General features: G+C 72.2%; 18 protein-coding genes. 9 read left to right on the top strand and 9 right to left on the bottom strand.

Translation table 11 applies throughout. The features are described 5' to 3' along the window. Positions 1-85 precede the first annotated feature (85 nt). Genes OG389_RS34350 through OG389_RS34360 form a run of 3 tightly spaced genes read left to right on the top strand, consistent with a single transcriptional unit; the run spans position 86 to position 2430 of the window. Positions 86-1534: an MFS transporter gene (locus OG389_RS34350; RefSeq protein WP_328302926.1), complete on the top strand. Its 1449-nt coding sequence runs from the start codon at positions 86-88 to the stop codon at positions 1532-1534. Beyond that, a complete protein-coding gene (locus tag OG389_RS34355) occupies positions 1531-2151 on the top strand; it encodes a TetR/AcrR family transcriptional regulator (RefSeq protein WP_328302927.1) in 621 nt (206 codons plus the stop codon). Before OG389_RS34350 ends, OG389_RS34355 begins: the two co-directional genes overlap by 4 nt. A 27-nt stretch (positions 2152-2178) precedes the next feature. Next, the gene (locus OG389_RS34360) at positions 2179-2430 is read left to right on the top strand and encodes a hypothetical protein (protein WP_328302929.1); all 252 of its coding nucleotides are present in this window, start codon (positions 2179-2181) and stop codon (positions 2428-2430) included. A 59-nt stretch (positions 2431-2489) separates the two neighbouring features. Here OG389_RS34360 and OG389_RS34365 read toward each other — a convergent pair whose 3' ends face one another. Then, positions 2490-3110, bottom strand: coding sequence for an L-threonylcarbamoyladenylate synthase (locus OG389_RS34365; RefSeq protein WP_328302931.1), 621 nt, complete (start codon positions 3108-3110; stop codon positions 2490-2492). A gap of 346 nt (positions 3111-3456) precedes the next feature. Between OG389_RS34365 and OG389_RS34370 the strand changes: the two genes are divergently transcribed. The 3 genes from OG389_RS34370 to OG389_RS34380 all read left to right on the top strand — a co-directional run bounded on the left by OG389_RS34370 (position 3457) and on the right by OG389_RS34380 (position 9067). Next, entirely contained in the window at positions 3457-5931 is a 2475-nt protein-coding gene (locus OG389_RS34370; RefSeq protein WP_328302933.1) for a YfhO family protein, read from the top strand. A 126-nt stretch (positions 5932-6057) separates the two neighbouring features. After that, complete coding sequence (locus tag OG389_RS34375) at positions 6058-7167, top strand: alpha/beta hydrolase (RefSeq protein WP_328302935.1); 1110 nt, start codon at positions 6058-6060, stop codon at positions 7165-7167. Positions 7168-7342: 175 nt separating this feature from the next. Then, positions 7343-9067, top strand: coding sequence for a chloride channel protein (locus OG389_RS34380; protein WP_328302937.1), 1725 nt, complete (start codon positions 7343-7345; stop codon positions 9065-9067). A 14-nt stretch (positions 9068-9081) separates the two neighbouring features. Here the strand turns inward: OG389_RS34380 and OG389_RS34385 are convergent, their stop codons facing one another. Both OG389_RS34385 and OG389_RS34390 read right to left on the bottom strand, forming a co-directional pair. Then, a complete protein-coding gene (locus OG389_RS34385) occupies positions 9082-9855 on the bottom strand; it encodes a hypothetical protein (protein WP_328302939.1) in 774 nt (257 codons plus the stop codon). 45 nt (positions 9856-9900) lie between these two features. Then, on the bottom strand, positions 9901-10263 hold the full coding sequence (locus tag OG389_RS34390; protein ID WP_328302941.1) for an N-acetylmuramoyl-L-alanine amidase: 363 nt from the start codon (positions 10261-10263) through the stop codon (positions 9901-9903). A 405-nt stretch (positions 10264-10668) separates the two neighbouring features. Between OG389_RS34390 and OG389_RS34395 the strand changes: the two genes are divergently transcribed. Further along, the gene (locus tag OG389_RS34395) at positions 10669-12939 is read left to right on the top strand and encodes a D-alanyl-D-alanine carboxypeptidase (RefSeq protein ID WP_328302943.1); all 2271 of its coding nucleotides are present in this window, start codon (positions 10669-10671) and stop codon (positions 12937-12939) included. On the opposite strand, the gene OG389_RS34400 is transcribed toward OG389_RS34395, so the two are convergent. From OG389_RS34400 to OG389_RS34415, 4 genes are all read right to left on the bottom strand, one after another. Then, positions 12936-13934 carry an ADP-ribosylglycohydrolase family protein gene (locus tag OG389_RS34400; RefSeq protein WP_328302945.1) on the bottom strand — a complete coding sequence of 333 codons (999 nt, stop codon included), beginning with the start codon at positions 13932-13934 and terminating at the stop codon, positions 12936-12938. The two genes, OG389_RS34395 and OG389_RS34400, sit on opposite strands and share 4 nt — an antisense overlap. Before the next feature lie 69 nt (positions 13935-14003). After that, on the bottom strand, positions 14004-14438 hold the full coding sequence (locus OG389_RS34405) for a hypothetical protein (RefSeq protein ID WP_328302947.1): 435 nt from the start codon (positions 14436-14438) through the stop codon (positions 14004-14006). A gap of 95 nt (positions 14439-14533) precedes the next feature. Continuing rightward, a complete protein-coding gene (locus tag OG389_RS34410) occupies positions 14534-15274 on the bottom strand; it encodes an LmeA family phospholipid-binding protein (protein ID WP_328302949.1) in 741 nt (246 codons plus the stop codon). After that, complete coding sequence (locus tag OG389_RS34415; protein WP_328302951.1) at positions 15271-15951, bottom strand: TetR/AcrR family transcriptional regulator; 681 nt, start codon at positions 15949-15951, stop codon at positions 15271-15273. The genes OG389_RS34410 and OG389_RS34415 overlap by 4 nt, the downstream gene beginning before the upstream one ends. 119 nt (positions 15952-16070) lie before the next feature. Between OG389_RS34415 and OG389_RS34420 the strand changes: the two genes are divergently transcribed. Further along, positions 16071-18299 (top strand): MMPL family transporter, encoded by a 2229-nt coding sequence (locus OG389_RS34420; RefSeq protein WP_328302953.1) that lies wholly within the window; start codon positions 16071-16073, stop codon positions 18297-18299. A 7-nt stretch (positions 18300-18306) separates the two neighbouring features. Continuing rightward, positions 18307-19035: a ribonuclease H family protein gene (locus tag OG389_RS34425; protein ID WP_328302955.1), complete on the top strand. Its 729-nt coding sequence runs from the start codon at positions 18307-18309 to the stop codon at positions 19033-19035. A 9-nt stretch (positions 19036-19044) separates the two neighbouring features. Here OG389_RS34425 and OG389_RS34430 read toward each other — a convergent pair whose 3' ends face one another. Next, positions 19045-21387, bottom strand: coding sequence for a family 20 glycosylhydrolase (locus tag OG389_RS34430; protein WP_328302957.1), 2343 nt, complete (start codon positions 21385-21387; stop codon positions 19045-19047). 131 nt (positions 21388-21518) lie between these two features. Then, positions 21519-22484 (bottom strand): TolB family protein, encoded by a 966-nt coding sequence (locus tag OG389_RS34435; protein ID WP_328302959.1) that lies wholly within the window; start codon positions 22482-22484, stop codon positions 21519-21521. Between the last annotated feature and the right edge of the window lie 45 nt (positions 22485-22529).

Raw genomic sequence — 22529 nt, forward strand, 5'->3', positions numbered from 1 at the left:
ATCCGGCGGGGAGACAGGGGGGTGCACAAGCGTTTACCCTGGGGGTGAACGCTTGTGCACCCCCAGGGTCGTTGTTGGGAGCAGCATGTCCGCCGAGACGCACCCCCGCCTGATGGTCCCCGTCCTCGCGTTCTGCGGCGCGGTCGTGGCCGTCATGCAGACCCTGGTCGTGCCCCTGCTGCCGCACATCCCCGCACTGACGGGCAGCAGTCCCGCCGCCGCGGGCTGGCTCGTCACCATCACCCTGCTGACGGGAGCGGTCTTCACCCCCGTGCTCGGCCGGGTCGGTGACATGTACGGAAAGCGCCGCGTGCTCCTCTCCTCGCTCGCGGTGCTCACCGCGGGGTCCGCGATGTGCGCGCTCACCTCCGACATCGGCTGGCTCATAGCCGGCCGCGCACTCCAGGGCTCCGCGCTCGCCGTGATCCCGCTCGGCATCAGCATCATCCGCGACGAACTCCCGCCCGAACGCGTTCTGCCGTCCATCGCCCTCATGAGCTCCACCCTGGGGATCGGCGCCGCGATCGGCCTCCCGGTGGCCGCGCTCGTCGTCGAGAACTTCGACTGGCACACCATGTTCTGGGCCTCCGCCGCCCTCGGGCTCCTCGACATCCTCCTCGTGCTGTGGATCGTCCCCGAGTCCCCGCTGCGCACCTCGGGCCGCTTCGACACTCCCGGCACCCTCGGCCTCGCCGCCACCCTCGTGGCACTGCTGCTCGCGATCACCCAGGGTGCGGACTGGGGCTGGACCTCACCGCGCACGCTCGGGCTGTTCGCCACCGCCCTGGTCGTTGGAACGCTCTGGGGGCGCTACGAGCTGCGCACCGCCTCCCCGATGGTCGACCTGCGCGTCTCGGCCCGCCCCGCCGTCCTGCTCGCCAATCTCGCGGCCCTGCTCGTCGGCTTCGCCTTCTACGCGAACTCCCTGGTCACCGCCCAGATGGTGCAGGAGCCGACAAGTACGGGGTACGGACTCGGCGCCTCCATCGTGGTCAGCGGCCTGTGCCTGCTCCCCGGCGGCCTGGCCATGGTCGCGCTGTCCCCGGTCTCGGCGCGGCTCTCCGCCGCGTACGGCCCGCGGACGGCTCTGGCCCTGGGCGCGGCCGTCATGGCGGTCGGCTACCTCGTCCGCTTCTTCACCAGCCACGCCCTCTGGCTGATCGTGGCCGGTGCCACGGTGGTCGCCTGCGGCACCGCCCTCGCCTACTCGGCGCTGCCCGCGCTCGTCATGCGGGCCGTGCCGGTGACCGAGACCGGCGCCGCGAACGGCCTCAACACCCTGATGCGCTCCGTCGGCCAGGCCTGCTGCAGCGCCGTGGTCGCGGCCGTACTCGCCCACGTCACCTTCGTGGCGGGCGGGCGCAGCGCGCCCACCCTGCACGCGTACCTGCTCATCTTCCTGATCGCGGCCGGTACGGCGCTCGCCGCGCTGGCCGCGGCGCTGTGCCTCCCGTCGGGCAAGCCGGCGGTCTCCGCGCCGGCCGGTACGGTCGCGGTGACGAAGTCCGCGCCCGCCCTCCGGGAGAGCACATGACCACCACCGAGGAGCCTACCCCCGGTACCGGGCCCGATCCCGTCCCCTGCCCCGACCCCGGTGCCGAGCCCGGTACGGGTCGTGACGCCATCGTGCGCGCCGCACGGCGGGCGTTCACCCTGCGCCCCTACGCCGAGGTCACCCTGCGCGGCATCGCGGCCGACGCCGGGGTCAGCCCCTCGCTGATCGTGAAGCGGTTCGGCAGCAAGGAGCGGCTGTTCAACACCGTCGCCGATTTCCAGCCGGCCGCCGACGCCCTGTTCGCGGCGGAGCCGGCCGCCCTGGGCCGTCACCTCGTCCTGACGATGCTCCGGCTGCGCGACGAGCTCCGCGGGGACCCGCTGCTGCGGGTGGTCTTCTCGCTCGGCATCGACGACGAGCGCACCCTGCTGCGGGAGCGCTTCCGCGAGCAGGTCACCGCCCGCCTCGCCGGCACCCTCACCGGAGCGGACCGGGAGCTGCGCGCCGAGCTGATCGCGGGCCAGCTGCTGGGCCTGGGGGCGACGCTGAGTCTGCACCGCCCCGACGGCGCGGGCACCCGTACGGCTCCCGGACGGCTGGCGGACCTGTACGCGCCCGGGCTCCAGGAACTCGTCGACGGCGGCGGCCGGGCGTGAACCGGGGTATCCGGTTAGCGTCGGGGGATGAGCGACGAACCGCAGAACTTCGAGATCCTGCTGGTGCCGGAGCACGTGGTGGAGGGGTCCGCCGTGGACGCCGTCCGCTCGGCCGTCGTGGCGCCGACCGGCCAGAACGGAGCCTCGGGCTACCCCCGCTACGAGGGTGACGGGATGGTGGCGGACATCGATCCCCGCACCCGAACGGTCGAAGCACTCCTCGTGGACGGCTCCGAACTCGACTACGGCCTCAAGCCCGTCCTGCACCCGGCCACCTGACCGGCTCCCCCGACCGGCCCACGTGACGGGCCGCCGAAACCGGCCGGCGGCCCCGTCCCCTACTCGAAGCGGGCGGTGTCGCCCGCGCCCCGCCGGACGATCTCGGCCTCGCCGCTGGAGAAGTCGATGACCGTGGTCGGCAGCGTCCCGCAGTCGCCGGAGTCGACCACCATGTCGACGAGGTGGTCGAGTCGGTCCTTGATCTCCCAGCCCTGGGTCATCGGCTCCTCCTCGTCCGGCAGCAGCAGCGTGCTCGACAGCAGCGGCTCGCCGAGCTCGGCCAGCAGGGCCTGGACCACGACGTGGTCGGGGATGCGCACGCCGACCGTCTTCTTCTTCGGGTGCAGCAGCTGGCGCGGAACCTCCTTCGTCGCCGGGAGGATGAAGGTGTAGCTGCCGGGGGTGGACGCCTTGATCGCGCGGAAGACGTCGTTGTCGATGATCACGAACTGCCCGAGCTGCGCGAAGTTCTCGCACACCAGGGTGAAGTGGTGGCGGTCGTCGAGCTGCCGGATCGACCGGATCCGGTCGACACCCTCACGGTTGCCCAGCTGGGAGCCCAGCGCGTAGCAGGAGTCCGTCGGATAGGCGACGAGCCCTCCGGAGCGGATGCCGTCGGCGATGCTGCCGATGGCGCGGGGCTGGGGGTTCTCGGGGTGTACGTCGAAGTACTTTGCCATCCGCCGAGCCTACGGGATCCAGGGGTCCCGGCACTCGGAGCGGCCGCTCCCTGCGGCCAGCTGGTGGAAAAGTAACCGATTGTCCACTTTCCAGCACGCTTTGGACCAGACCTGTCCGTGATTGCGATCATATTCTTGCGTGGGGTGCGTGAATTCATCGGCGGTTTACATAAGGTGCGTGGACGGGCGGCCTGTCCCTGGCCGATGAATCACGCACAAGGATTTTCCACACATGACCGCCACATCGCTCCCGCCTGCCGAAAGACCCCTCTCCGCGGGACTCCGCAGAGGCCTTGGAGCGCAGGTGGGCGCGGTAAATCGGAATACCGCATTCCTTTCTGCCTTCGTGGCCGCATTCATATCCATGGCGGCCTACAGTGCGGGTCTCGCCGCCCGCGGCGTGTACCCCTTCGGGCGGATACCGCGCGCCGACAACGACCTGCGCCACCAATACGTGCCGTTCCACACCCGCCTCTGGGACCTCCAGCACGCAAACGCCCAGGGCGACCTGCTCTTCAACTGGCAGAGCGGCTACGGCGTCGGATTCCTGGGCGACTTCTTCACCTATCTCAGCAATCCGTTCTCCCTGCTGACCGGGGCCCTGCCCCGCCAGTACGCGGAGCTCTCCGTCTACCTCGTCAGCCTCTTCAGCATGGGCCTCGCCGCCGCCCTGATGACGGTCTTCCTCGGCCGGCTCCGCCCTGGCTCGCCCTGGCTGCGCGCCCTCCTCTCCGTGGGCTACGCCGTCTGCGGCTGGGGAGTCGCCGAGGGCACCGTCGTACCGATGTGGACCTGGGGCCTGGTCGCGATACCGATGCTCGGGATAGCCGCCGACTGGTGCCTGACCGGCCGCCGCTGGATCCTGGGCAGCCTGCTCGTCGCCCTCTGCTGGTACGCCAACTTCTACACCGCCGCCATGGCCACCCTGGCCACCGCGCTCGTCCTCCTCGTGCGGCTCCTGCTCGCCGACACCGACTGGCGCACCCGTGGCCGGGCCCTGTGGCGGGCCGCCACCATGACCGGCACCGGACTGCTGCTCGCCGCCCCCGCCATCCTGGTGTGCGCCCTCGCCAACAAGCGGGCCCAGCCCACCGAGCTGTACGTCGTCAGCGTGAACACCGACCCGCTGACCTACCTCTCGATGCTCATACCGGGCACCCACCCCGTCCGGCCGGCGCCCAACATCTTCGCCGGGGTGCTCGTCCTGCTCCTCGTGCTCACCCTGATGTTCCACTCCGGCGTCCGCGTCCGCGAACGCCTCGCCTGGTTCTCTCTCCTGCTGCTCACCGCGGCCTCCTTCGTCTTCACCCCCACCGCCAGGCTCTGGCAGGGCGGGGCCCTCCCGCACGGCGCCCCCTTCCGCGAGTCCTTCGTGCTCAGCGGCATGCTGGCGATGGCCGCCTGGATCTGCCTCGCCCACATGCCCCGGCCCCGGGCCGTGCTCGCCGGCGCCTCCCTGCTGGCCCTACTCGTCACGGCCACGCACGACCTCCCGCCGGTCAACCGCTACGCCCTCACCGGCGTCCTGGTCGGCGGTACGGTCACCACCGTCCTGCTGCTGCTCTACGCCCGCGGACTGCGCCGCCCCGCCCGCATCGGCGCCATGCTGCTGCTGGCCGTCTCGGTCTTCGCCGGCACCACGTACTCCGTCTACGGAAACGCCGTCGTCGACGACCCGCGCCGGCGCGGCCCGGTCCGCGCCCAGACGATGACCGAGCTCGGCCTCAACGCGCGCCAGGCCCTGGAAGCACGCCGGAACTGGCCTGCCACCCGCTCCGACGCCGGACCCGAAATCTTCGTCACCAACAACGACGCCATGCTGGTCGGCGGCCAGGGCGGCGCCTACTACAGCAGCTACGTCAGCGTGGAGACCGCGACCGGACTGCGCGGCCTGGGCCTCGGCGAGGCGATGGGCGGCCGCCACCTGTGGCCCGCCCACGACCCGGTCCTGCGGGCCCTGCTCGGCGTCGGAACCGTCCTGGAGCCGGCCGGCGCGAACGGCGCCACCGCGCGCACCGTGCCCGCCCCGCCGCTGGTCACCGTCCGCGCACCGGGCAGCGACCAGGCGTACGGAGCACCAGCGGGTTCGGTGTGGGCCCGGCGCCAGGCCGCCCTCGGCGCCAGGATCTACACCGTGCCCGCGCTCACCCGGTCCGGCGGCCCGGCCGCACCCGAGTCCGGGCGGGGCTTCGCCCTGCCGCGGGCCGAGGGCGAGAGCCCGGAGACCTGGACGGCCTTCACCGCCCGGTGCGCCCCCGGAGAACGGGCCTTCCTCCACGCCCCCGAGCTGTACGCGACCGCACGGGACGAGAGCACCGGCCGGCGCGAGAGCTTCTCCGGCAACCCGCCCGCGGTCAGCGCGCCGCTCAAGGAACTCGGTACGGCCGGGGCCGACGGCCGCTTCACCTTTTCCGTGCGCGCCCCCAAGGACGGCCAGGTCCTGCCGTCCGACGCGCTCGGCTGCCTGGACCCGGCCGCCTTCGACGCGGCCGTCGCCCGCCTGAAGGCCACCGGGGCCACCTCCGTCACGGCCGGCGGCCACACCGTCGAAGCGCGTCTCCCCAAGGGCTCGGCCGGCACGGCGGTCCTCGCCACCACCGCGTCCCCCGGCTGGACCTGCTCGGTCGACGGCGGCCCGGCCCGCGCCCCGGTCTCGTACCAGGGCCTGCTCGGCGTCCCCCTGGGAAGCCGCGGCGCCGGCCGGCTCGCGTGCTCGTACCTGCCCGAGGGGCTGAACGCCGGTCTGGCCGGCTCGGGCGCGGGCGCGCTGCTCGTCGCGGGCGTCCTGGTGCGCACGAGGTGGCGCGCCCGCCGGGTGTGATCATCCGACCTCCCCGGGAGGGAACGGATCGGTCTGCCCAGCTCTCTAGCCTCATGCGCACCCGGGAAGCGGTGCGCGTCCTTGCCCCGTTCCCCGCGGAACCGTCGCAGAAAGTCCCCCGATTTCGTGAGTCTGACCAGCAACACGCTCTTCGCGACGGTCCTCGTCGCCACGACGCTGATGTTCGTGGCCGCCATCCTGCTCTGGCCGCGCTTCGCCCCCCGGGGGTGGCGCCGGATCCTCGGACGGATCGGCCTGGTGATCGTCGTCCAGGTACTCGTGCTGTCCTGCGTCGGTCTCGCGGCCAACCGCAGCTTCCTGATCTACGGCTCCTGGACGGAGCTGGCCGGGCAGGAGCAGGCGCTGACGGTCGGCGGGCGGGACGCCGGGGGGACCTCGGCCGTGCAGGTTACCGACCGGCTGAACCCGGACGTGCCGGGCGGGAGGACCAAGCATCTGGGCGGCTCGATCGAAAAGGTCATGATCGAGGGGGAGCGCTCCAAGATCGCCACCCCGGCCTACGTCTACCTGCCGCCCGAGTACTTCCAGAAGGGCAACGAGCACCGGCGCTTCCCCGCCTCGGTCGTCCTCACCGGCTACCCCGGCACGGCGGAGAACCTGCTGCACGGACTGCGCTACCCGAAGACCGCGTGGAGCCTGGCCAAGCAGCAGAAGATGAAGCCGATGATCCTCGTGATGATGCGGCCCACCGTCGCCCCGCCGCGCAACACCCAGTGCATCGACATACCCGGCGGCCCCCAGACGGAGACCTTCTTCGGGACCGACCTGCCCAAGGCCCTGACCGGCGCCTACCGCATCGGCACCTCCTCCCGCAGCCTCGGCATCATCGGCGACTCCACCGGCGGCTACTGCGCCCTGAAGGTCACCCTGGAACACCCGGAGAGCTACTCGGCCGGGGTGGGACTGTCCGCGGACTACGAACCCGAGAGCTACGGCGCGGGCGACCTCTTCCACGGGAACACCGCCGAGCAGCAGCGTGCCGACCTGCTGTGGAGCCTGGACCACCTGCCCCAGGGGAACGGGGCCTTCCTCGTCACCACATCCCTCAAGGGCGAGGACAACTACGGGCCGACACAGAAGTTCATCGAGAAGGTGAAGGGTCCCAAGCGGATCTACTCCATCACCCTCGACTCCGGCGGCCACAGCTTCAACACGTGGAACCGCGAGATCCCGCCGTCGCTGGAGTGGCTCAGCACCCGCCTCTCCGCCGAATAGCCCCCGGCCCGATCCCCTCACCGGCCCCGGCCCGGGCCCCTGCGCCGAACGGGTGTACGCGCGGCCCGCCTCCGGGCCGGGACGGGCGGCGGACCGTTGGATGGGTGCTCCGGGGGATCGTGGTCAGGGGGCCGGGGCGCGCGATCGGCAGAGCATCGGTTCCTGAGGAGTGGAGATGGGGCCGTTCTCGGTGACCGGGGCACGGGACGCGCTGCGCCGGACACAGACCGCGATGCTGCTGCCCGCGGTCCTCGTGGGTGCCGGGGCCGGACTGGGCGCGGTGGGCTTCCGGTGGCTGATCGAGGCCTTCACCCGGGTGCTGTCCGGCCACGACGACTACTCCTCGGCCGGACACGCCGCCAACCCGTACGTGCCCTGGCTCGGCCCGTACTTCGTGCTGCTCGCCCCCGTGGTCGCGGGCGCGATCTACGGGCCGCTCGTCTACCGCTACGCCAAGGAGGCACGCGGCCACGGCGTGCCCGAGGTGATGTACGCGGTCGCCCGCCAGGGCGGCCGGATCCCGCCCCGGGTCGCGGTGGTGAAATCGATCGCCTCCGCCCTGTGCATCGGCGGTGGTGGTTCGGTGGGCCGCGAAGGGCCGATCGTGCAGATCGGGGCCGCCCTCGGATCCACCGCCGGATCGGTCCTGCGCATGGGCGAGGACCGGATGCGGGTGCTGGTCGCCTGCGGATCGGCCGGAGGCATCGCCGCGACCTTCAACGCGCCCCTGGCCGGCGTCTTCTTCGCGATGGAGCTGATCCTGCGCGACTTCACCGCCCGCCGCTTCGGCCTGGTGGCCGTCTCCGCGGTGACCGCCAGCGTCATCGGCCGCGCGGCCCTCGGAGACGAACGGTTCCTGGACCTGACGCCGGTCGACGTGGACCACCTGGCCGCGTACGCCCTGTACGTGCTGCTCGGCGCCGTGGCGGGCGCCGTCGGCGTGCTCTTCACGAAGGTCCTGTACTGGGTGGAGGACATCTGCGACGCCGTCTGGCACGGCCCGGAATGGCTGCGGCCGGCAGCCGGCGGCATCGTCCTGGGCGCGATCCTGCTCGCCCTGCCCGAGATGTACGGGGTCGGCTACCCGGTACTGGGCAAGGCCGCGGTGGGCGGGTACGAGGTCGGATTCCTGCTGGTCCTGCTCGTCGGCAAGATCCTCGCGTGCAGCGTCACCATCGGCATCGGCGGCTCGGGCGGCGTCTTCGCGCCCAGCCTGTTCGTCGGCGCGATGCTCGGCAGTGCTTTCGGACAGGGCATGGGCCACCTCGCACCGGGCGTGACCGGCTCGGCCATGACCTACGCCGTCATCGGCATGGGCGCGGTGTTCGCCGGGTCGGCCCGGGCGCCGATCACCGCCGTCATCATCATCTACGAGCTCACCGGCGAGTACGGCCTCATCCTGCCGCTGATGGCCGCCGTCGCCGTCGCCACCGGAGTCAGCCACGCGCTCAGCGGCGAGACCGTCTACACGGCCAAGCTCCTGCGCCGCGGAGTCGACCTGGACCTGACCGGCCCGGCCGCGATCGAGGTCCGGGCGGCGATGGGCCCGCCGCCGCCCCCGCTCACGCCGGGCACCGGCCTGCGCGAAGCCGCCACGGCGATGATGGAGGCGGACGCCGGGCGCCTTCCGGTCGTCGACGGGCACGGCCGCTACGAGGGCTCGGTCGGTGCGCTCGCCCTGGCGCGGGCCCTGCACGAGGTCCCGCCCGCCGGGGAGTCCATCGAGGCGGTACGGGACTACCCGCCGGCCCTGCTCGCCGGGCAGTCCCTGCAGGAGGCGCTGCCGCTGCTCGTGGCGAGCGACGGCGACGGGCTCCCGGTCCTCGACGAGGAACGCCACCACCTCCTGGGCTGGGTCTCCCACCGCTCGGCCCTGCGCGCCCTGCACCCGCCGTCCTGAGCCGGGGGCCGGCGTCAGCTCGGGTTCTCGTACCGGGCCACCTTGTCCGAGACGCCGTTCAGGAGCGGGGACAGCCGGTCGACCAGATTTTGGTAGTCGGCGGCGCGGCCGTCGGACCACTGGCCCAGGCCGACGACCATCGCCCGGCCCTGGCTCGTGAAGGCCTGCACCATCCCGCTGTCGGCCGGGAGGACCGGCAGCCCGGACCCGGCCGGCGGGGCCTGCGCGGCCACCTGGTAGTCGTCCATGGCCATCGACAGACCGGTCACCAGGTGCACCGCGTCCCCCGGGTCCTTCATCGTGAAGACGGCCAGGTTGTACTGGTTGCCGTGCGCGTCCTTGTAGAGCGCGACCTGCTCACCGACGCAGCCCCCGCTCTCGCGGATGCCGGCCGCGAGACCCGGTCCGACCGAGCCGGGCTCGGTGCAGGACTTCAACGCGGCCGCGGCCACCCGCGTGAAATCGCCGCCGGACCCGTCGGGGACGTGTGCGGGGAACGCCTCGCCCAGGGAGATCACCGGCCGCTGCGTGGCGGAGGCGGGAGAGGCCACGGCCTCCGTGCCGGCAGGCGGGGTGATGCCGCTGTCGAACGGGGACCCCGTGAACTTCAGTGCCACGAACGCCAGCCCCGCCACGAAGAGCACGGTCACCGTGGTGCGGGGCCACGTCCGCTTCGGCCGCACCGGCGCGGCGGAGGGGCCGCTCGCGGCGTGCGCGAGGACGAAGGCGTTCCATTCGTCCTCGTCGGGACCGTTCTGACCTGCGGGTATCTCATCGCTCTTCGCCACGGTCGCACCCTATTGATCAGCGCCGAGGGGCAGAAGACCCCGGGATCACGGAGTGACCGGTTGGTCCGGACGCTCACTGAGGGAAGGAGGCCAGCCGTGGGCATCGGCGCCCCAGGCGTAGACGCGGGCGACGGCGTCGACCTGCGCCTCGGTGAGCGCCCGGGCGGCGAAGCCGGAGGACTCGACCGAGGCCCACGCGCCGTTGCCGTCGACCTGCGCCCAGGCGCCGTCCAGGACGGACACGTACTGCTCCGTCTCCCCGTCCCGTGAGACCCAGAAGTGGGAAGAGGCCTTGATCCCGGGGGTGTTGAACCGCTCGTACAACGAGCCCTCACCCTCCTGGACGTGGAGGACGAGCCCGCGCTGCGCGTCGCGTTCGCCGACGACGTAGTTGCGCTCGAGCGGCATCCTGACCGCGCCCGGCATCCAGCCTGAGGCCGCGCGGACGGTGCTCGGGGCCTCGGGCCGGCCCGCGCGGTCGCGGCCGTCGTCGCCGGACCGGCCGGACCCGCCCGAGCTGACGGCCAGGAGGGAGCCGGCGGCCGCGGTGAGGAACAGGGCGCCGCCACCGGTGAGCAGGCGTCGCCTGGAACGAGCCGCGGGGGAGATGGTGATCCTCCGGGGCGCTCATGATGGGGACGTGATGGCTCGATGACCGTTTGACGACAGGTGCGGACCCGTCACTGACCCGGTACTGACCCGGTGTGACCTGCGGGATCGTGACCAATTGGTCATCTTGTGCGCATCGCCCGCGCATATGGGACGGGGAGACTGGAGTCCGAACGAGAACGGCACGAGCAAGGCGGTTGCGGTATGACGGCGGTACCGGTGGAGGGCGAGAAGTCCGACGTGGCGACGGAGCAGGACCCGGCGCGAACGCCCGACGGGCACGCCGCGGAAACCCCGAAGCCCGTCCCGGATCCCCGGACCGGGTCTGCGCCGGAGCGGGGATCCGTGCCGGATCCTGCTGTCGATTCCGCACCGGAGCCGGAGCCGGAGCCGGCGTCCGACCCTGTGGCCGAGTCCGCACCTGAGTCCCTGTCGGTGGGCGCCTCCGAGCGCGAGTCCGAGTCGGGCGCCGAGCCCGGGCCCGCGGCCGAGTCCGTACCCGGGACCCGGACAGTGGCCGACCCTGAGCCCGGCTCCGAGGCCGACTCCGGCGGCCCCGGCCAGGAGTCCGTCCCGGAGCCCGCAGCTGAATCCGTACCGGAGCCGGAGCCGGTGTCAGGGTCTGAGCCTGTGGCCGAGTCCGCACCTGAGTCCCAGTCGGTGGGCGCCTCCGAGCGCGAGTCCGAGTCGGGCGCCGAGCCCGGGCCCGCGGCCGAGTCCGTACCCGGGACCCGGACAGTGGCCGACTCTGAGTCCGAGCCCGGATCCGGCCGTGAGTCCGGGCTCGAGCGCGGCCCGGGCCTTGAGCCTGTGGCCGAGTCCGCGGACGGGCTCGGGTCCCAGCCCGCGGGCGGGACCGGCGAGACCGCATCCGACTCCGACCGCGAGTCCCGGTCCGAGTCCCAGTCCGAGTCCCGGTCGGTCCCGGAGTCGGACAGCGAGAGGACGAGCACGTTCATCCGGCTCAAGCCGCTGGGCGAGGCCCCGTCGTCGGCGGCGTCATCGGTTCGGGGACCCGTTCCCGGAACCACTCCGCTGGCGACCCCGGCCACGGCTCCGGCCGCCGCGCCCGCCTCCGCCCCGGGCGGCACCCCCGCCCGGGGCCAAGGCCCCGGACCCATCCCCGGTCAGGGGCCCCGTCCCGTCCTGGAGTGGACCGCCGAGCAGCCGTTGCCGCCGCTCGATCTGCTCGCGCAACTCACCAATACTCCGCCGCCGCCCGAGACCCGGGGGCGGACGGTGGCCCGGCGGGTGCGGGTCTGGGTGCCGTTGCTGCTTCTGCTGGTCGCCGTACTGGCCGTCGTACAGGCGCTGCGCCCGCTGCCCGCCCCCGTTCTCGCCCGTGGGGACGCCGCGACCGCGTTCACCCTCGACGGCCGTTTCGACGTGCCCTGGCCGGAGAAGGGACAGGCGGCCCTACGGATCGGCGGCGCGGGCGACGTGGGCACGTTCGGGGAGCAGAAGCCCGTACCGACGGCCAGCGTCGCCAAGGTGATGACGGCGTACGTGATCCTCAAGGGCCACCCGCTCAAGAAGGACGAGGCAGGCCCCCAGATCGAGATCGACGCCAAGGCGGTCGCGGACGGCACTTCGGAGAACGAGTCGCGCATCGAGGGCCTGAAGACCGGAACGCGGTTCACCCAGCAGGACATGCTGAAGATGCTGATGATCCCCTCGGGCAACAACATCGCCCGGCTGCTGGCCCGTTGGGACACCGCAAGCGACTCCGAGGCCGCCTTCGTGGAGAAGATGAACGCCGCGGCCAGGGAGCTCGGCATGGACTCCACCACCTACACCGACCCGAGTGGGCTCGACGCGAAGACCGTGAGTACCGCCGTCGACCAGCTGAAGCTGGCCGAGGCGGTCATGCGGATCGACGCGTTCCGGGCGATCGTCCAGCTGCCGAGTGCCAGCGTCCCCGGCCTGTCGAAGCAGCTCATCAACAACAACGACCTGCTCGTCTCACCGCTCAGCATCAAGGGCATCAAGACCGGGTCCAGCACACCGGCCGGCGGCACGCTGATGTGGGCGGCGTACAAGACGGTGGGTGACAAGACCCCGCTGATCCTCGGCACGATGCTCGACCAGCACGTCACCGGCGCCGATCCCAACGGCGCCAACAGCCTGATCCTGGTCAAGGACAACAGCAAGAAGGTCATCGAGGCCGTCCGCACCGCGCTGACATCCGCCAGCGTGGTCAAGGAGGGCCAGGTCGTCGGCTACGTGGACGACGGGCTCGGCACCCGTACGCCGGTGGTGGCCACGAAGGACACGACGGTCGCCGCCGTCCCGGGCCAGCAGGTCGAACTCGTGCTCGCCGTGCGCGAGAAGGGGCTCCCGCGCGAGGCGCGGGCCGGCACCGAGATCGGAACACTGACCATCGGTACCGGCCCCGGCACGCAGACGGTCCCCGTGGCACTCCAGAAGGACCTGTCCGAACCGTCGCTCGGGGCGAAGCTCATGCGCGTCGGCTAGGGCCTGTCGTCGTGCGGCAGACGGGAGTTCGACGCCTGGCCCCAGGCCGGGTGTGCGCTCCCGAAGTCCCCCGGGCGGGCCGGTGTCCACCGGCTCCACCCGGGGATGGCCTCCCGGGCCGCGAGCCAGTCGGACGGGAGGCCGGCGGTGCCGGTCCGGGCCGCGACGACCCCTCCCGCGATCGCGCAGGTGGTGTCGCGGTCCCCCCATCCCGCGACCGTCTGCCACAACGCCTCGGGCAGGTCGTCCAAGTGCCCCGCCGCGGACCACAGGGCGAACGGCACGGTGTCCGGCGCCGAGATCAGCAGCCCCGAGCCCAGGACGGACGCGGCGTGGCGCACCGACGTACGCGCGGTGAAGCCAGCGGCCACGCGCAGCCCGGAGCCGACGTCGCTCTCCGGCACGTACGAGGCGACCTCCCGGAGGAACTCGGCGCGGGCCGGGGCCTCCTGGCCCGCGCTCGCCGCCGCCAGCGCGGCGGCGACCGCCACGGCCACGGCGCCCGCGACCGCCTCCGGATGGGCGTGCGTGGCCAGCGCGGACAGCCTGGCCTGCGCGGCGGCGGCCGCCAGGTCGCCCTGGAACCAGGCGCCGAGCGGTGCGACCCGCATCGCGGCGCCGTTGCCGTAGGAACCCTGTCCGCCGAACTGCCCGGTGGTGACGCCCTGCCAGTCCTCGCCCTCCCCGATGCGCCGCAGCACACCGTGCATGGACGGCCCGTACTTACGCCCCTGGTCCCGCTCGTACTCGGCGGCGAACTCCCGCGCCAGATCCCCGGGACGGACCTCGCCGTGGGTCACCAGGTGGGCGAAGAGCACGAAGGCCATGGCGGAGTCGTCCGTCCAGAGCCAGGGAGTGGGGCGCGGCAGGCGTGCGGCCCACTGCTCCTCGACGTTCTCACCGGAGAGCGTGAACCAGCTGTCGCCGAAGGTGTCGCCCATCACGAGGCCGTCCAGGGAGGCGTGGGCGGAGTGGACGTGCGGCGGGGTGCTCATCGGTTTTCCTTCGAACGACGGGACGGTCGGGCCATCCTCTCCGTCCGCCGGTGCTGCGTGCGAGCCGGTTTAGGACGCGGCGACCGGTGAGACCGCGACACAGCCGCCCGCGGTGGCCGCCTCGCCGGTGGCCTCCTTGATGACCTTGCCCCGGTAGATGACCTTGCAGGTGAGGTCGGCGGTGTGGTCGACCGAGCTGGGCGATACGGCCGGGGGCATGATGCCGCGCAGCGTGACGGTCTTCGTCCACGAGGTGCCGGGCTGGTCGGCCGTCGCGAGGTTCGGTGCGGTGGCCGTGCCGCCCCCGTCGTGGAAGGAGATCGAGTCGACGCTCGTGCCGGACACCTCGTAGGTGACCTCGTACGTCTCGTTCACCGCTTTGTCGACCTGGTCCACGGCCTTGTCCGCGGCCTTGTCCGCCGCCCCGGCGGAGCAGCCGGCGGAGCCGAGCGCCAACGCGGCCAGGGCCAGGGCGGACAGGGTGGTGGGAAATGATTTGCTCACGCCCGGAGAGTAAAGTCAAAGGATCCGTAAAGTCAACTGGGTTTTGGCCTGCTGACCGCCTTGCGGTCGCGGTGTATTTGCTCAAGGGAAGGCGGCTAGGCCGACGTGCAGTGGTTCCCGTCGGTGCCGGACGCCGCGGAGCGGGCGAGGGAGGCGTCCAGGCTGAGCCCGGCGCCGGTCGTGCGGGCGCCGGTGATCCGGACGCCGTCCGGGAGGTCGCCCACGTCCACGGTCCGCGGGGCGAGCCGCTCGGTCAGGCCGGCCGCGCCCGGCAGCCCGCTCAGGGTGGCTATGGGCAGCTCGCGGCCCAGCACGGTGACCGTCGTCGGAGTGATGGTGAGGCTGGTCGCCGTGGTGCTGGTGCTCGCGTGGACGGTCACGGGGAGGCCGAGGCCGCCCACCGTCCCGGTCAGGGTGAGTCCCTTGGCGTCGCCGCCCACCTTCATGCCCTCGGCGCCCCCGGTGTCCTGGCCGGAGTCGGCCAGGCGCTTCTGCAGGGAGCTGTAGGGGATGGTGGCCGTCGCCCGGCCGCCGCTCATGCCCCCGTCGCGCGTGACGTCGTACAGTTCGGCCCTGACGTCCATGTCGGTGTCGGCGCGGTGCACGCCCTCGGCCGCCAGCTGGACGGAGCCCACTTGGCCGGTCAGTGCGCGAAGTCCGGCGAAAGTTCCGGTGAGTTCGGCGGTGACGGGTCCCCGGGCCTGGAGGCGGCAGCCCGCCGCCCGTGCGATGCGGTCCTGTGCGGTGTGTTCGACCACGACGTCGGCGATGAAGACGGCGGCGAGGGTGGTGGCGATCCCGGCGGTGACGAGTACGGGGGTGCGGCGGAGTTTCATTGCGGGGCGGATCCGATCTGCTTCAGCATCCCGAAGGCCTCCAGCAGGAGGTGCGGGGGAGGGGTGTCGGTGACGGTGCCGTTCTCGCGGCGCCGGCGTTGGGTGCGCAGGACGGCGCGTACGGCGGACAGGGCGGCGCCGGCGATCACTCCGGCGCGAAGGTCGGCTTCGGGCGTTCCGGCGGGGAGCCGGTCCAGCACGATGAGCGTGAGCCGGTTCTCGAAATCGGCGAAGAGCTGGACCAGTTGGGCCGCTACGACGCGTTCGTCGCCCGCGATCGAGATGGAATGGGTGAGCGCGGTCAGGCTGGAGGCCGCGAACGGCGCCACGGCTGAGACGAGCGCGTTGCAGACCGCGTCGAGCGGGTCCTCCTCCGGCGGGCGCCGCGCCAGTTCGGCCTCCACGTACTCGAAGAGGTCGATGCTGTCGGGCAGGAGCAGGGCCTCCTTGCTCTCGAAGTAGCGGAAGAAGGTCCGCTCGGACACGTTCGCGCAGGCGGCGATGTCCGCGACCGTGGTCCCCGCGAAACCGTGCTCGGCGAACAGTGCGGCGGCGCCCTCGCGCAGCAGCTTGCGGGTCCGCTCCTTCTTGCGCTCGCGCAGTCCGGACTCGGGATCGGTCCCGGACTCGGGATCGGGTGCGGAGGCGTGTGCCGGGGCGGACGGATCTTGGGTCACGGCCGAAGCCTAGCAATGCCGTCACCTCTGTCAATTGTCATGCCTGTCAATTGTCAGTCGTGCCATTTTCCGCCTAAGGTCTTCGTGTCAGTCCTGACACTTTCCGGAGGAGCCGCGTCGTGCACCACCCCCAGCCGCCCGAAGGACGGCCCCCGGCCTCCCGCCTGAGCCGCCTCGGGACCCTCTGCGCCCGCCACCCCGTCCGGGTGATCGCCGTCTGGCTCCTGCTGCTGGCCGTCGCGGTACTCGGACGCCAGCTCGCCGCCGCGGCCTACAGCGACCAGATCACCCTGCCCAGCACGCAGTCCCGTACCGGAGCCGACCTGCTGACCGGCTCCGCGCCCCGGGCCGCGGACCCCAGTGGGCGGGTGGTCTTCCACGTCGACTCGGGTTCCCTGTCCGGACACCGTCAGGCCATGGACGAGAGCGTGGCCGATCTCGCGGGGATGCCCCACGTCACCGCCGCGTCCCCGGTCGTCACCAGCGCGGACGGCCGGACCGCCTACACCACCGTGTCCTTCGACCGGCAGCTCAAAACACTCGGGCACGCCTACACGGACACACTCGACACGGCCACCGCGGCGGCCCGCGCCTCGGGCGTGGAGGTCGCGTACGGCGGGGACCTGGACCAGGTCGTGCGGCCGCCGGCCGACGACCGGACCGCCGAGGTGGTGGGCGTCCTCGTGGCCCTGCTGATCCTCGTCCTCGCCTTCGGCAGCATCGCCGCGGCGCTGCTGCCCCTGGCCACGGCACTGGTCGGCGTCGGCGTGGGCCTCGGTGTCGTCGGCATCGTCGCGGGAGCCGTCACCTTCGCGACCGCCGCCCCCACGCTCGCCACCATGATCGGCCTCGGTGTCGGGATCGACTACGCCCTCTTCCTCACCACCCGCTTCCGGCAGGACCTCATCGACGGCCACGATCCGGTCGACGCGGCCGGCCGTACCGCCGCCACCAGCGGCCGCGCCGTCGTGGTCGCCGCCGTCACCGTCGCGGTGGCCATGCTGAGCCTGTACACGTGCGGACTGACCTTCATCGGCCGCATGGGGCTCGCCGCCACCATCGTCGTGATCATCACCGGGGCCGCCGCGCTGACCCTCGTTCCGGCCGCCCTGGGCCTGGTGGGGCGCCGGATCGACCGGTACGCGCTGCGCCGCCCGGTCGCCGAGACCTCCGGCGACCACGACGGCTGGCACCGCTACGCCGCCCTGGTGGCCCGGCATCCGTGGAAGTTCCTGACCGCGGGCACGCTGCTGCTCGCGCTGTGCTCCGTACCGCTGTTCTCCATGCGCCTGGGCCACGTCGACGACGGCGCCGACAAGGCGGGCAGCACCACCCGCGAGGCCTACGACTGGATCGCCGGGGCGCAGGGCCCGGGGTTCGGCCCCGGGGCCAACGGCCCCTTCGTCCTGGTGACCGACCTCCACCACACCACCGTCCCGGCCGACAGGATCGGCGGCGAGCTCACGGCCGCCCTGCGGGACACGGCCGGGGTGGCCCGGTTCACCCCCCTCGCGCCGAGCCCCGACGGCAAGCTGCTCATCTCCACGGTCACCCCGGCCACCGGACCGCAGAGCGCGGGCACGGGCAGCCTGTTCACGACGCTCACCGGGACCACCCTGCCCACCGCGCTCAGCGGCACCGGCGCCGAGGCCTACCTCACCGGATCCACCGCCGGCCAGCTGGACTTCCGCGACACGGTCGAGGAGCGGCTGCCGCTCATCATCGGCATCGTCCTGGCCGCGGCGCTGGTGCTGCTGACCGTCGTGTTCCGCAGTGTGGTGGTCCCGCTCAAGGCGGTCGCCCTGAACCTGTTCACCACGGCCGCGTCCTACGGGGTCCTCGTCGCGGTGTTCCAGTGGGGCTGGGGGAGCGGCCTGATCGGGCTGACGCAACCCGTGCCCATCGAGTCCTTCGTGCCGATGATGATGTTCGCGATCGTCTTCGGTCTGTCGATGGACTACGAGATCTTCCTGCTCTCCGCCATCACCCGTTCCTGGCACCGCACGAAGGACAACACCCTCGCCGTGGGCACCGGGCTCGCGGCGACCGGGCGGGTCATCTCCAGCGCGGCGCTCATCATGACGGCGGTCTTCCTGTCCTTCGCGGGCTCGGCCACGGTCGTGGTGAAGATGCTGGCGCTGGGCCTGGCGGTCAGCGTGGTCCTGGACGCGACGGTGGTGCGGCTGGTGCTGGTCCCGTCGGCGATGTTCCTGATGGGCCGCGCCAACTGGTGGCTACCGGGCTTCCTGGACCGGCTCCTGCCGGACCCGTGGGGTGGGCACCGTCCGACGCCGGCCGCGGGTGGGGACGCGGGCGCGGGCACCGGCACGGGCCGCGGTGAGGCATGATCGGGGGATGTCTGATCGCATCATCGCCGCCTGTGACGGGGCGGCCAAGGGAAATCCGGGGCCGGCCGCATGGGCCTGGGTCATCGCCGACGTCGACGGGCGCCCCGAGCGCTGGGAGGCCGGACCACTCGGCCGGGCCACCAACAACGTGGGTGAACTCACCGCTCTGCAGCGACTGCTGGAGGCCGTGGCCCCCGGCACGGCCGTGCAGGTGCGGATGGACTCCCAGTACGCCATGAAGGCCGTGACCCAGTGGCTCCCGGCCTGGAAGCGCAACGGCTGGAAGACGGCGGCGGGCAAGCCGGTGGCGAACCGCGAGCTCGTGGAGAGCATCGACGAGCTGCTGGCCGACCGGGACGTCGAGTTCCGCTACGTCCCCGCGCACCGCGAGGACGGCGACCACCTGAACGCGATCGCCGACCAGGCGGCCAGTGACGCGGCCGTGAGCCAGGAGCCGGCGGGCACCGCGCTGGGACACGCGTCCATGCCGGTCCCGGCGCCTGCCCGCAGTACGCCCGCCCGCAGCACCCCCGCACGCAGGGCGGCCGGCTCCGCTCCGGCCGGGAGCGGAGCCGCCAGGAGCACGGCGGGCACCCGTGGTGCGGTGACCATCAAGGCGAAGTTCCCCGGGACCTGCCCGTGCGGCAAGCAGTACGGGTCAGGGGAGAAGATCAGCAAGCTCGGTTCACGCTGGGGACACCCCGACTGCGGCGGGGCCGGCGCGGCCGCCCTGTAGGCGTCGGCGTCAGCCGATCTGCCAGCGCTGGTACGTCGAACCGCCGTTGGACTGCTGGGCGACCAGGGCGCCGTCGGCCCCGGAAGCGGCGGTCAGCAGGAGTGCGCTCTTCTTGTTGGTCACCGAGTAGTCGCCGGAGCCCAGCGCCGCGATGAGCCAGCGCTGGCTGTCGCCGCTGCCGCAGGTGGCCTGGACCACGGCCGCGCCGGAGGCGGTGGAACCGCCCGCCACGTCCGCGCAGAGGCTGGAGGAGCCGTTGACCATGGTGTAACTGCCGTCCGCGCCCAGGGTCAGCCGCCACTGCTGGTTGGTGCCCCCGTGCGGGGTCCAGGTGATCAGCTGGGTGCCGGACGCGCTGGAGCTCGCCGGGTCGTCGAGCGCCTTCCCGCCCGCGGTGAGGGTACGGGTGCCGCTCAACTGGCCGCCGTAGACCTCGAACTCGTACAGGGAATAGCCGTAGGCGGTGCCCCGCTGCGTGCCGTACACCCGGATGTAGCGGCCGGAGCCGGAGAGCCCGGTCAGGTCCTGGACCCCGCCCGTGCCGGTGGTCGTCGCGTACGCGGTGCGCCAGGTGGTCCGGTCGTCCGAGAGCTGGATCTGGAAGCCCTTCCCGTACGCGGCCTCCCAGCGCAGGACCACCCGGTTGACGGCCTGGCTGGACCCGAGGTCGACCTGCAGCCACTGCGGGTCGCCGTAGACGCTGGACCACCGGGTGCCCGGATCGCCGTCGGTCGCCAGGGAGGCCGGGAAGTTGACGGTCTCGGTGCTGGAGGCGGTCGTGGGGCGGCCCAGGGCGAGGTTGCCGGGCTGGGCGAGGCCCGGCCAGGCGGGATTGTGCCCGATGGCGGCCACGACCGGGGTGAAGGCGGCGTAGGTGCTCACCGGCTTGGGTGATCCCCAGGTCTGCTGGGCGAGCCCGCGCAGCGGGTACATGATGCCGGCGGCGATCTGCGCCTCGGTCTCGGCGTTCGGGTTGTCGCACCACACGTGGATCAGCGAACCGGGGTTCTTCGAGGTGTCCGTGAGGGTGCTGCCGCCCTCGAACCGGTCCGGGGTCCAGGTCTCGTACATCCACTTGGTGTCCGGCTTCGCACCGCCGAGGACGTAATAGGTCGGCGTCCAGGACTCGTTGGCGACGGTGTGCCCGGCGTTGACGAGCTGCTGCGGGGTGAGTCCGTAGCTGTACCAGTACTCGACGAGGATGCCGGCGTTCGGGGTGACCGTGCCGTCCCCGGCCTTGATGCCGTCGTTCCACATCCGGGTGGTCTTGCCGGCCGCGCGGACCAGGGAGTCCGACCAGTTCACGAACCCGTAGTAGGTGTCCTTGGCGGTGGCGTTCGCGCCGTAGTGGGCGCGGGCGTAGCTGAGCAGCTGCGGGTACCTGCCGTAGTCGGTGACGTACTCGTCCGCGCCGATGTGCCAGTAGGGGGCCGGGAACAGCGGCAGGTACTCGTTGACCAGGTCCTTGATCAGCGTGTACGAACCGGGCAGGGACAAGTCGATGAACTCGGCGCTGGCCGTACCCGAACTGTCCTTGAGCCTGAGCTCCGGGTGGGCGGCCAGGATCTGGTTCATGTGCCCGGGGGTGTCGATCTCCGGCACGATCGTGACGTGGTACTTCTGTCCCAGCGCGACCAGGTCGGCGATGTCCTGCTTGGAGTAGTGCTCGGTGGAGACGATCTCCGGGTGGGTGGAGCTCTCCAGCCGGAAGCCGAAGGTGTCCGACAGGTGGAAGTGGAAGTAGTTGAGCTTGAGGTAGGCCAGCTCCTTGATGTGCTGCTTGATCCAGTCGACGGTGAAGAACTTCCGCCCCTGGTCGATCATGAGCCCGCGCTCGGCCTTGGTGGGCCAGTCCACCGCCGTTCCGGCGGGCACGGCGTTCGACTGGTGCAGCAACTGCAGTACGGTGCGGGTGCCGTTGAAGGCTCCCGCGTCGGTCCCCGCCTGGAGGGTGACGGACTGCCCGACGGTCATCCGGTACCCCTCGGCGGGCAGCGAGCCGTCACCCAGACCCAGGCCGATGTCGCCGGGGGAGACGCTGCCGGTGACGACGGTCACCGGGCGTCCGGCCAGGGCGCCCAAGTCCTCCGCCAGCGTGGCCGCTTCGTCGGAGAGCTGGGCACTGTAGGCCGGATCCACGACGATCCTGCTGGTGCTCGTGAAGGCGTACGTCCCGCTCCCGGCGGTCCACTGGCGCAGTGCAGGCACGGTCTGCGGCGGTGGCGCGGCGACCGCTGCCCGTGCCTGCGCGGGCGCGGCGACGGCGGCGCCGGGCAGGGAGAGCGTGGCCACGGCCAGGGCGGAGGCGGTCAGTGATCTGAGCAGACGCATGGCGAGTCCCCAGGTGTTCACGGCGGCGGCTCCCTCCAGCCGTGACTGCTGGAGGGAGTGGCCAAAGTGCAGCGCAGTGTCAGGTCTATGTCAATAGATGCTTGAAATGGCGTCCGAATGAGCATCATTGAGCATCGGATCCCCTGCCCGGCTCAGTTCGACACCGTGACCGGAGAGGAACCGCCCGCCACCGTCATACGGGGTGCGCCGGTGCCGTCCGCGGGGACGGTCCAGATGTCGCTCGCGCGCCCGTCCGCACCCGGCAGCCCGTAGGAGACCTCGCCGTCGTCCGTCCAGGCCGCCTGGTCGTCGACGCTGCGCGTCTCGGCCAGTGGAGTCTCGGTCATGGTCCGCAGGTCGAGGACGTACAGCCGCCAGGGTGCGGCCGGGTCGTCGGACACCTTCTTCTTGAAGGCGATCCGGGTGTTGTCGGGCGACAGGGAGGGGCATTCGACGTTCTGCCGGAGCGCCTTCGCCGACCAGTCCTTCATGTTCCCCTCGACGAGGTACGTGTTCCCCTTGGTGGAGACGGTGGCGTAGAAGCGGTTGTCGTCGCGGGCGAAGCTCACTCCCCAGTAGTTGAGGTCGGGGGCGTGGTAGCGGACGCCGTCGATGGTCAGGGGGATCTCTTCCATGGACTTCACCAGGTACCCGGTGCGCAGGTCGAGGACGGCGGTGCGGGTGGAGAAGCCGGTGGTGGAGTACGAGTCCCCGGTGGCGAACACCGTCCAGGCGAGCATCTGCCCCGACCCGGACACGCGGGCCCGGGTCGGCACTCCCGGCACGGTGGTCCGGCGCACCTCGCGCAGCCGCTGGTCGAGGACGATCGCGTACGTCTTCGGCAGTACCCCGGGCTCGGCGCGCAGGCAGAGGGCGGTGCCCCCGGCGGCGTGGAACCGGTCGCAGGCGGGGCCGCCCGGGGTGCGGTCGGGGGCACCGCCCCTCGCGTCGAGGGGCTGGTGGGCGACGCGCCCCGTGGCCGTGTCCCGGAAGTACAGGGCCGGCCCGCCGAGGGTGAACGAGGCCGATGCGCCGCCGTGTTGGCGGTCGGAGCGGTGAGCGGCGTGGAGGGCGTACCCGGCGGTGGCTCCGGTGAGGAGCACTGCCGCGGCTGCCATGACGGCGATACGGGCCCGGGCGCCGAGACGGGGGGTGGGGGGAGG

The sequence above is a fragment of the Streptomyces sp. NBC_00435 genome, assembly GCF_036014235.1.
Lineage (GTDB): Bacteria > Actinomycetota > Actinomycetes > Streptomycetales > Streptomycetaceae > Streptomyces.

Coding starts and splice junctions, on each gene's coding strand:
- OG389_RS34350 (WP_328302926.1), top strand. CDS start 86: ATGTCCGCCGAGACGCACCCCCGCCTGATGGTCCCCGTCCTCGCGTTC.
- OG389_RS34355 (WP_328302927.1), top strand. CDS start 1,531: ATGACCACCACCGAGGAGCCTACCCCCGGTACCGGGCCCGATCCCGTC.
- OG389_RS34360 (WP_328302929.1), top strand. CDS start 2,179: ATGAGCGACGAACCGCAGAACTTCGAGATCCTGCTGGTGCCGGAGCAC.
- OG389_RS34365 (WP_328302931.1), bottom strand. CDS start 3,110: ATGGCAAAGTACTTCGACGTACACCCCGAGAACCCCCAGCCCCGCGCC.
- OG389_RS34380 (WP_328302937.1), top strand. CDS start 7,343: ATGGGGCCGTTCTCGGTGACCGGGGCACGGGACGCGCTGCGCCGGACA.
- OG389_RS34390 (WP_328302941.1), bottom strand. CDS start 10,263: ATGCCGCTCGAGCGCAACTACGTCGTCGGCGAACGCGACGCGCAGCGC.
- OG389_RS34395 (WP_328302943.1), top strand. CDS start 10,669: ATGACGGCGGTACCGGTGGAGGGCGAGAAGTCCGACGTGGCGACGGAG.
- OG389_RS34400 (WP_328302945.1), bottom strand. CDS start 13,934: ATGAGCACCCCGCCGCACGTCCACTCCGCCCACGCCTCCCTGGACGGC.
- OG389_RS34410 (WP_328302949.1), bottom strand. CDS start 15,274: ATGAAACTCCGCCGCACCCCCGTACTCGTCACCGCCGGGATCGCCACC.
- OG389_RS34425 (WP_328302955.1), top strand. CDS start 18,307: ATGTCTGATCGCATCATCGCCGCCTGTGACGGGGCGGCCAAGGGAAAT.
- OG389_RS34435 (WP_328302959.1), bottom strand. CDS start 22,484: ATGGCAGCCGCGGCAGTGCTCCTCACCGGAGCCACCGCCGGGTACGCC.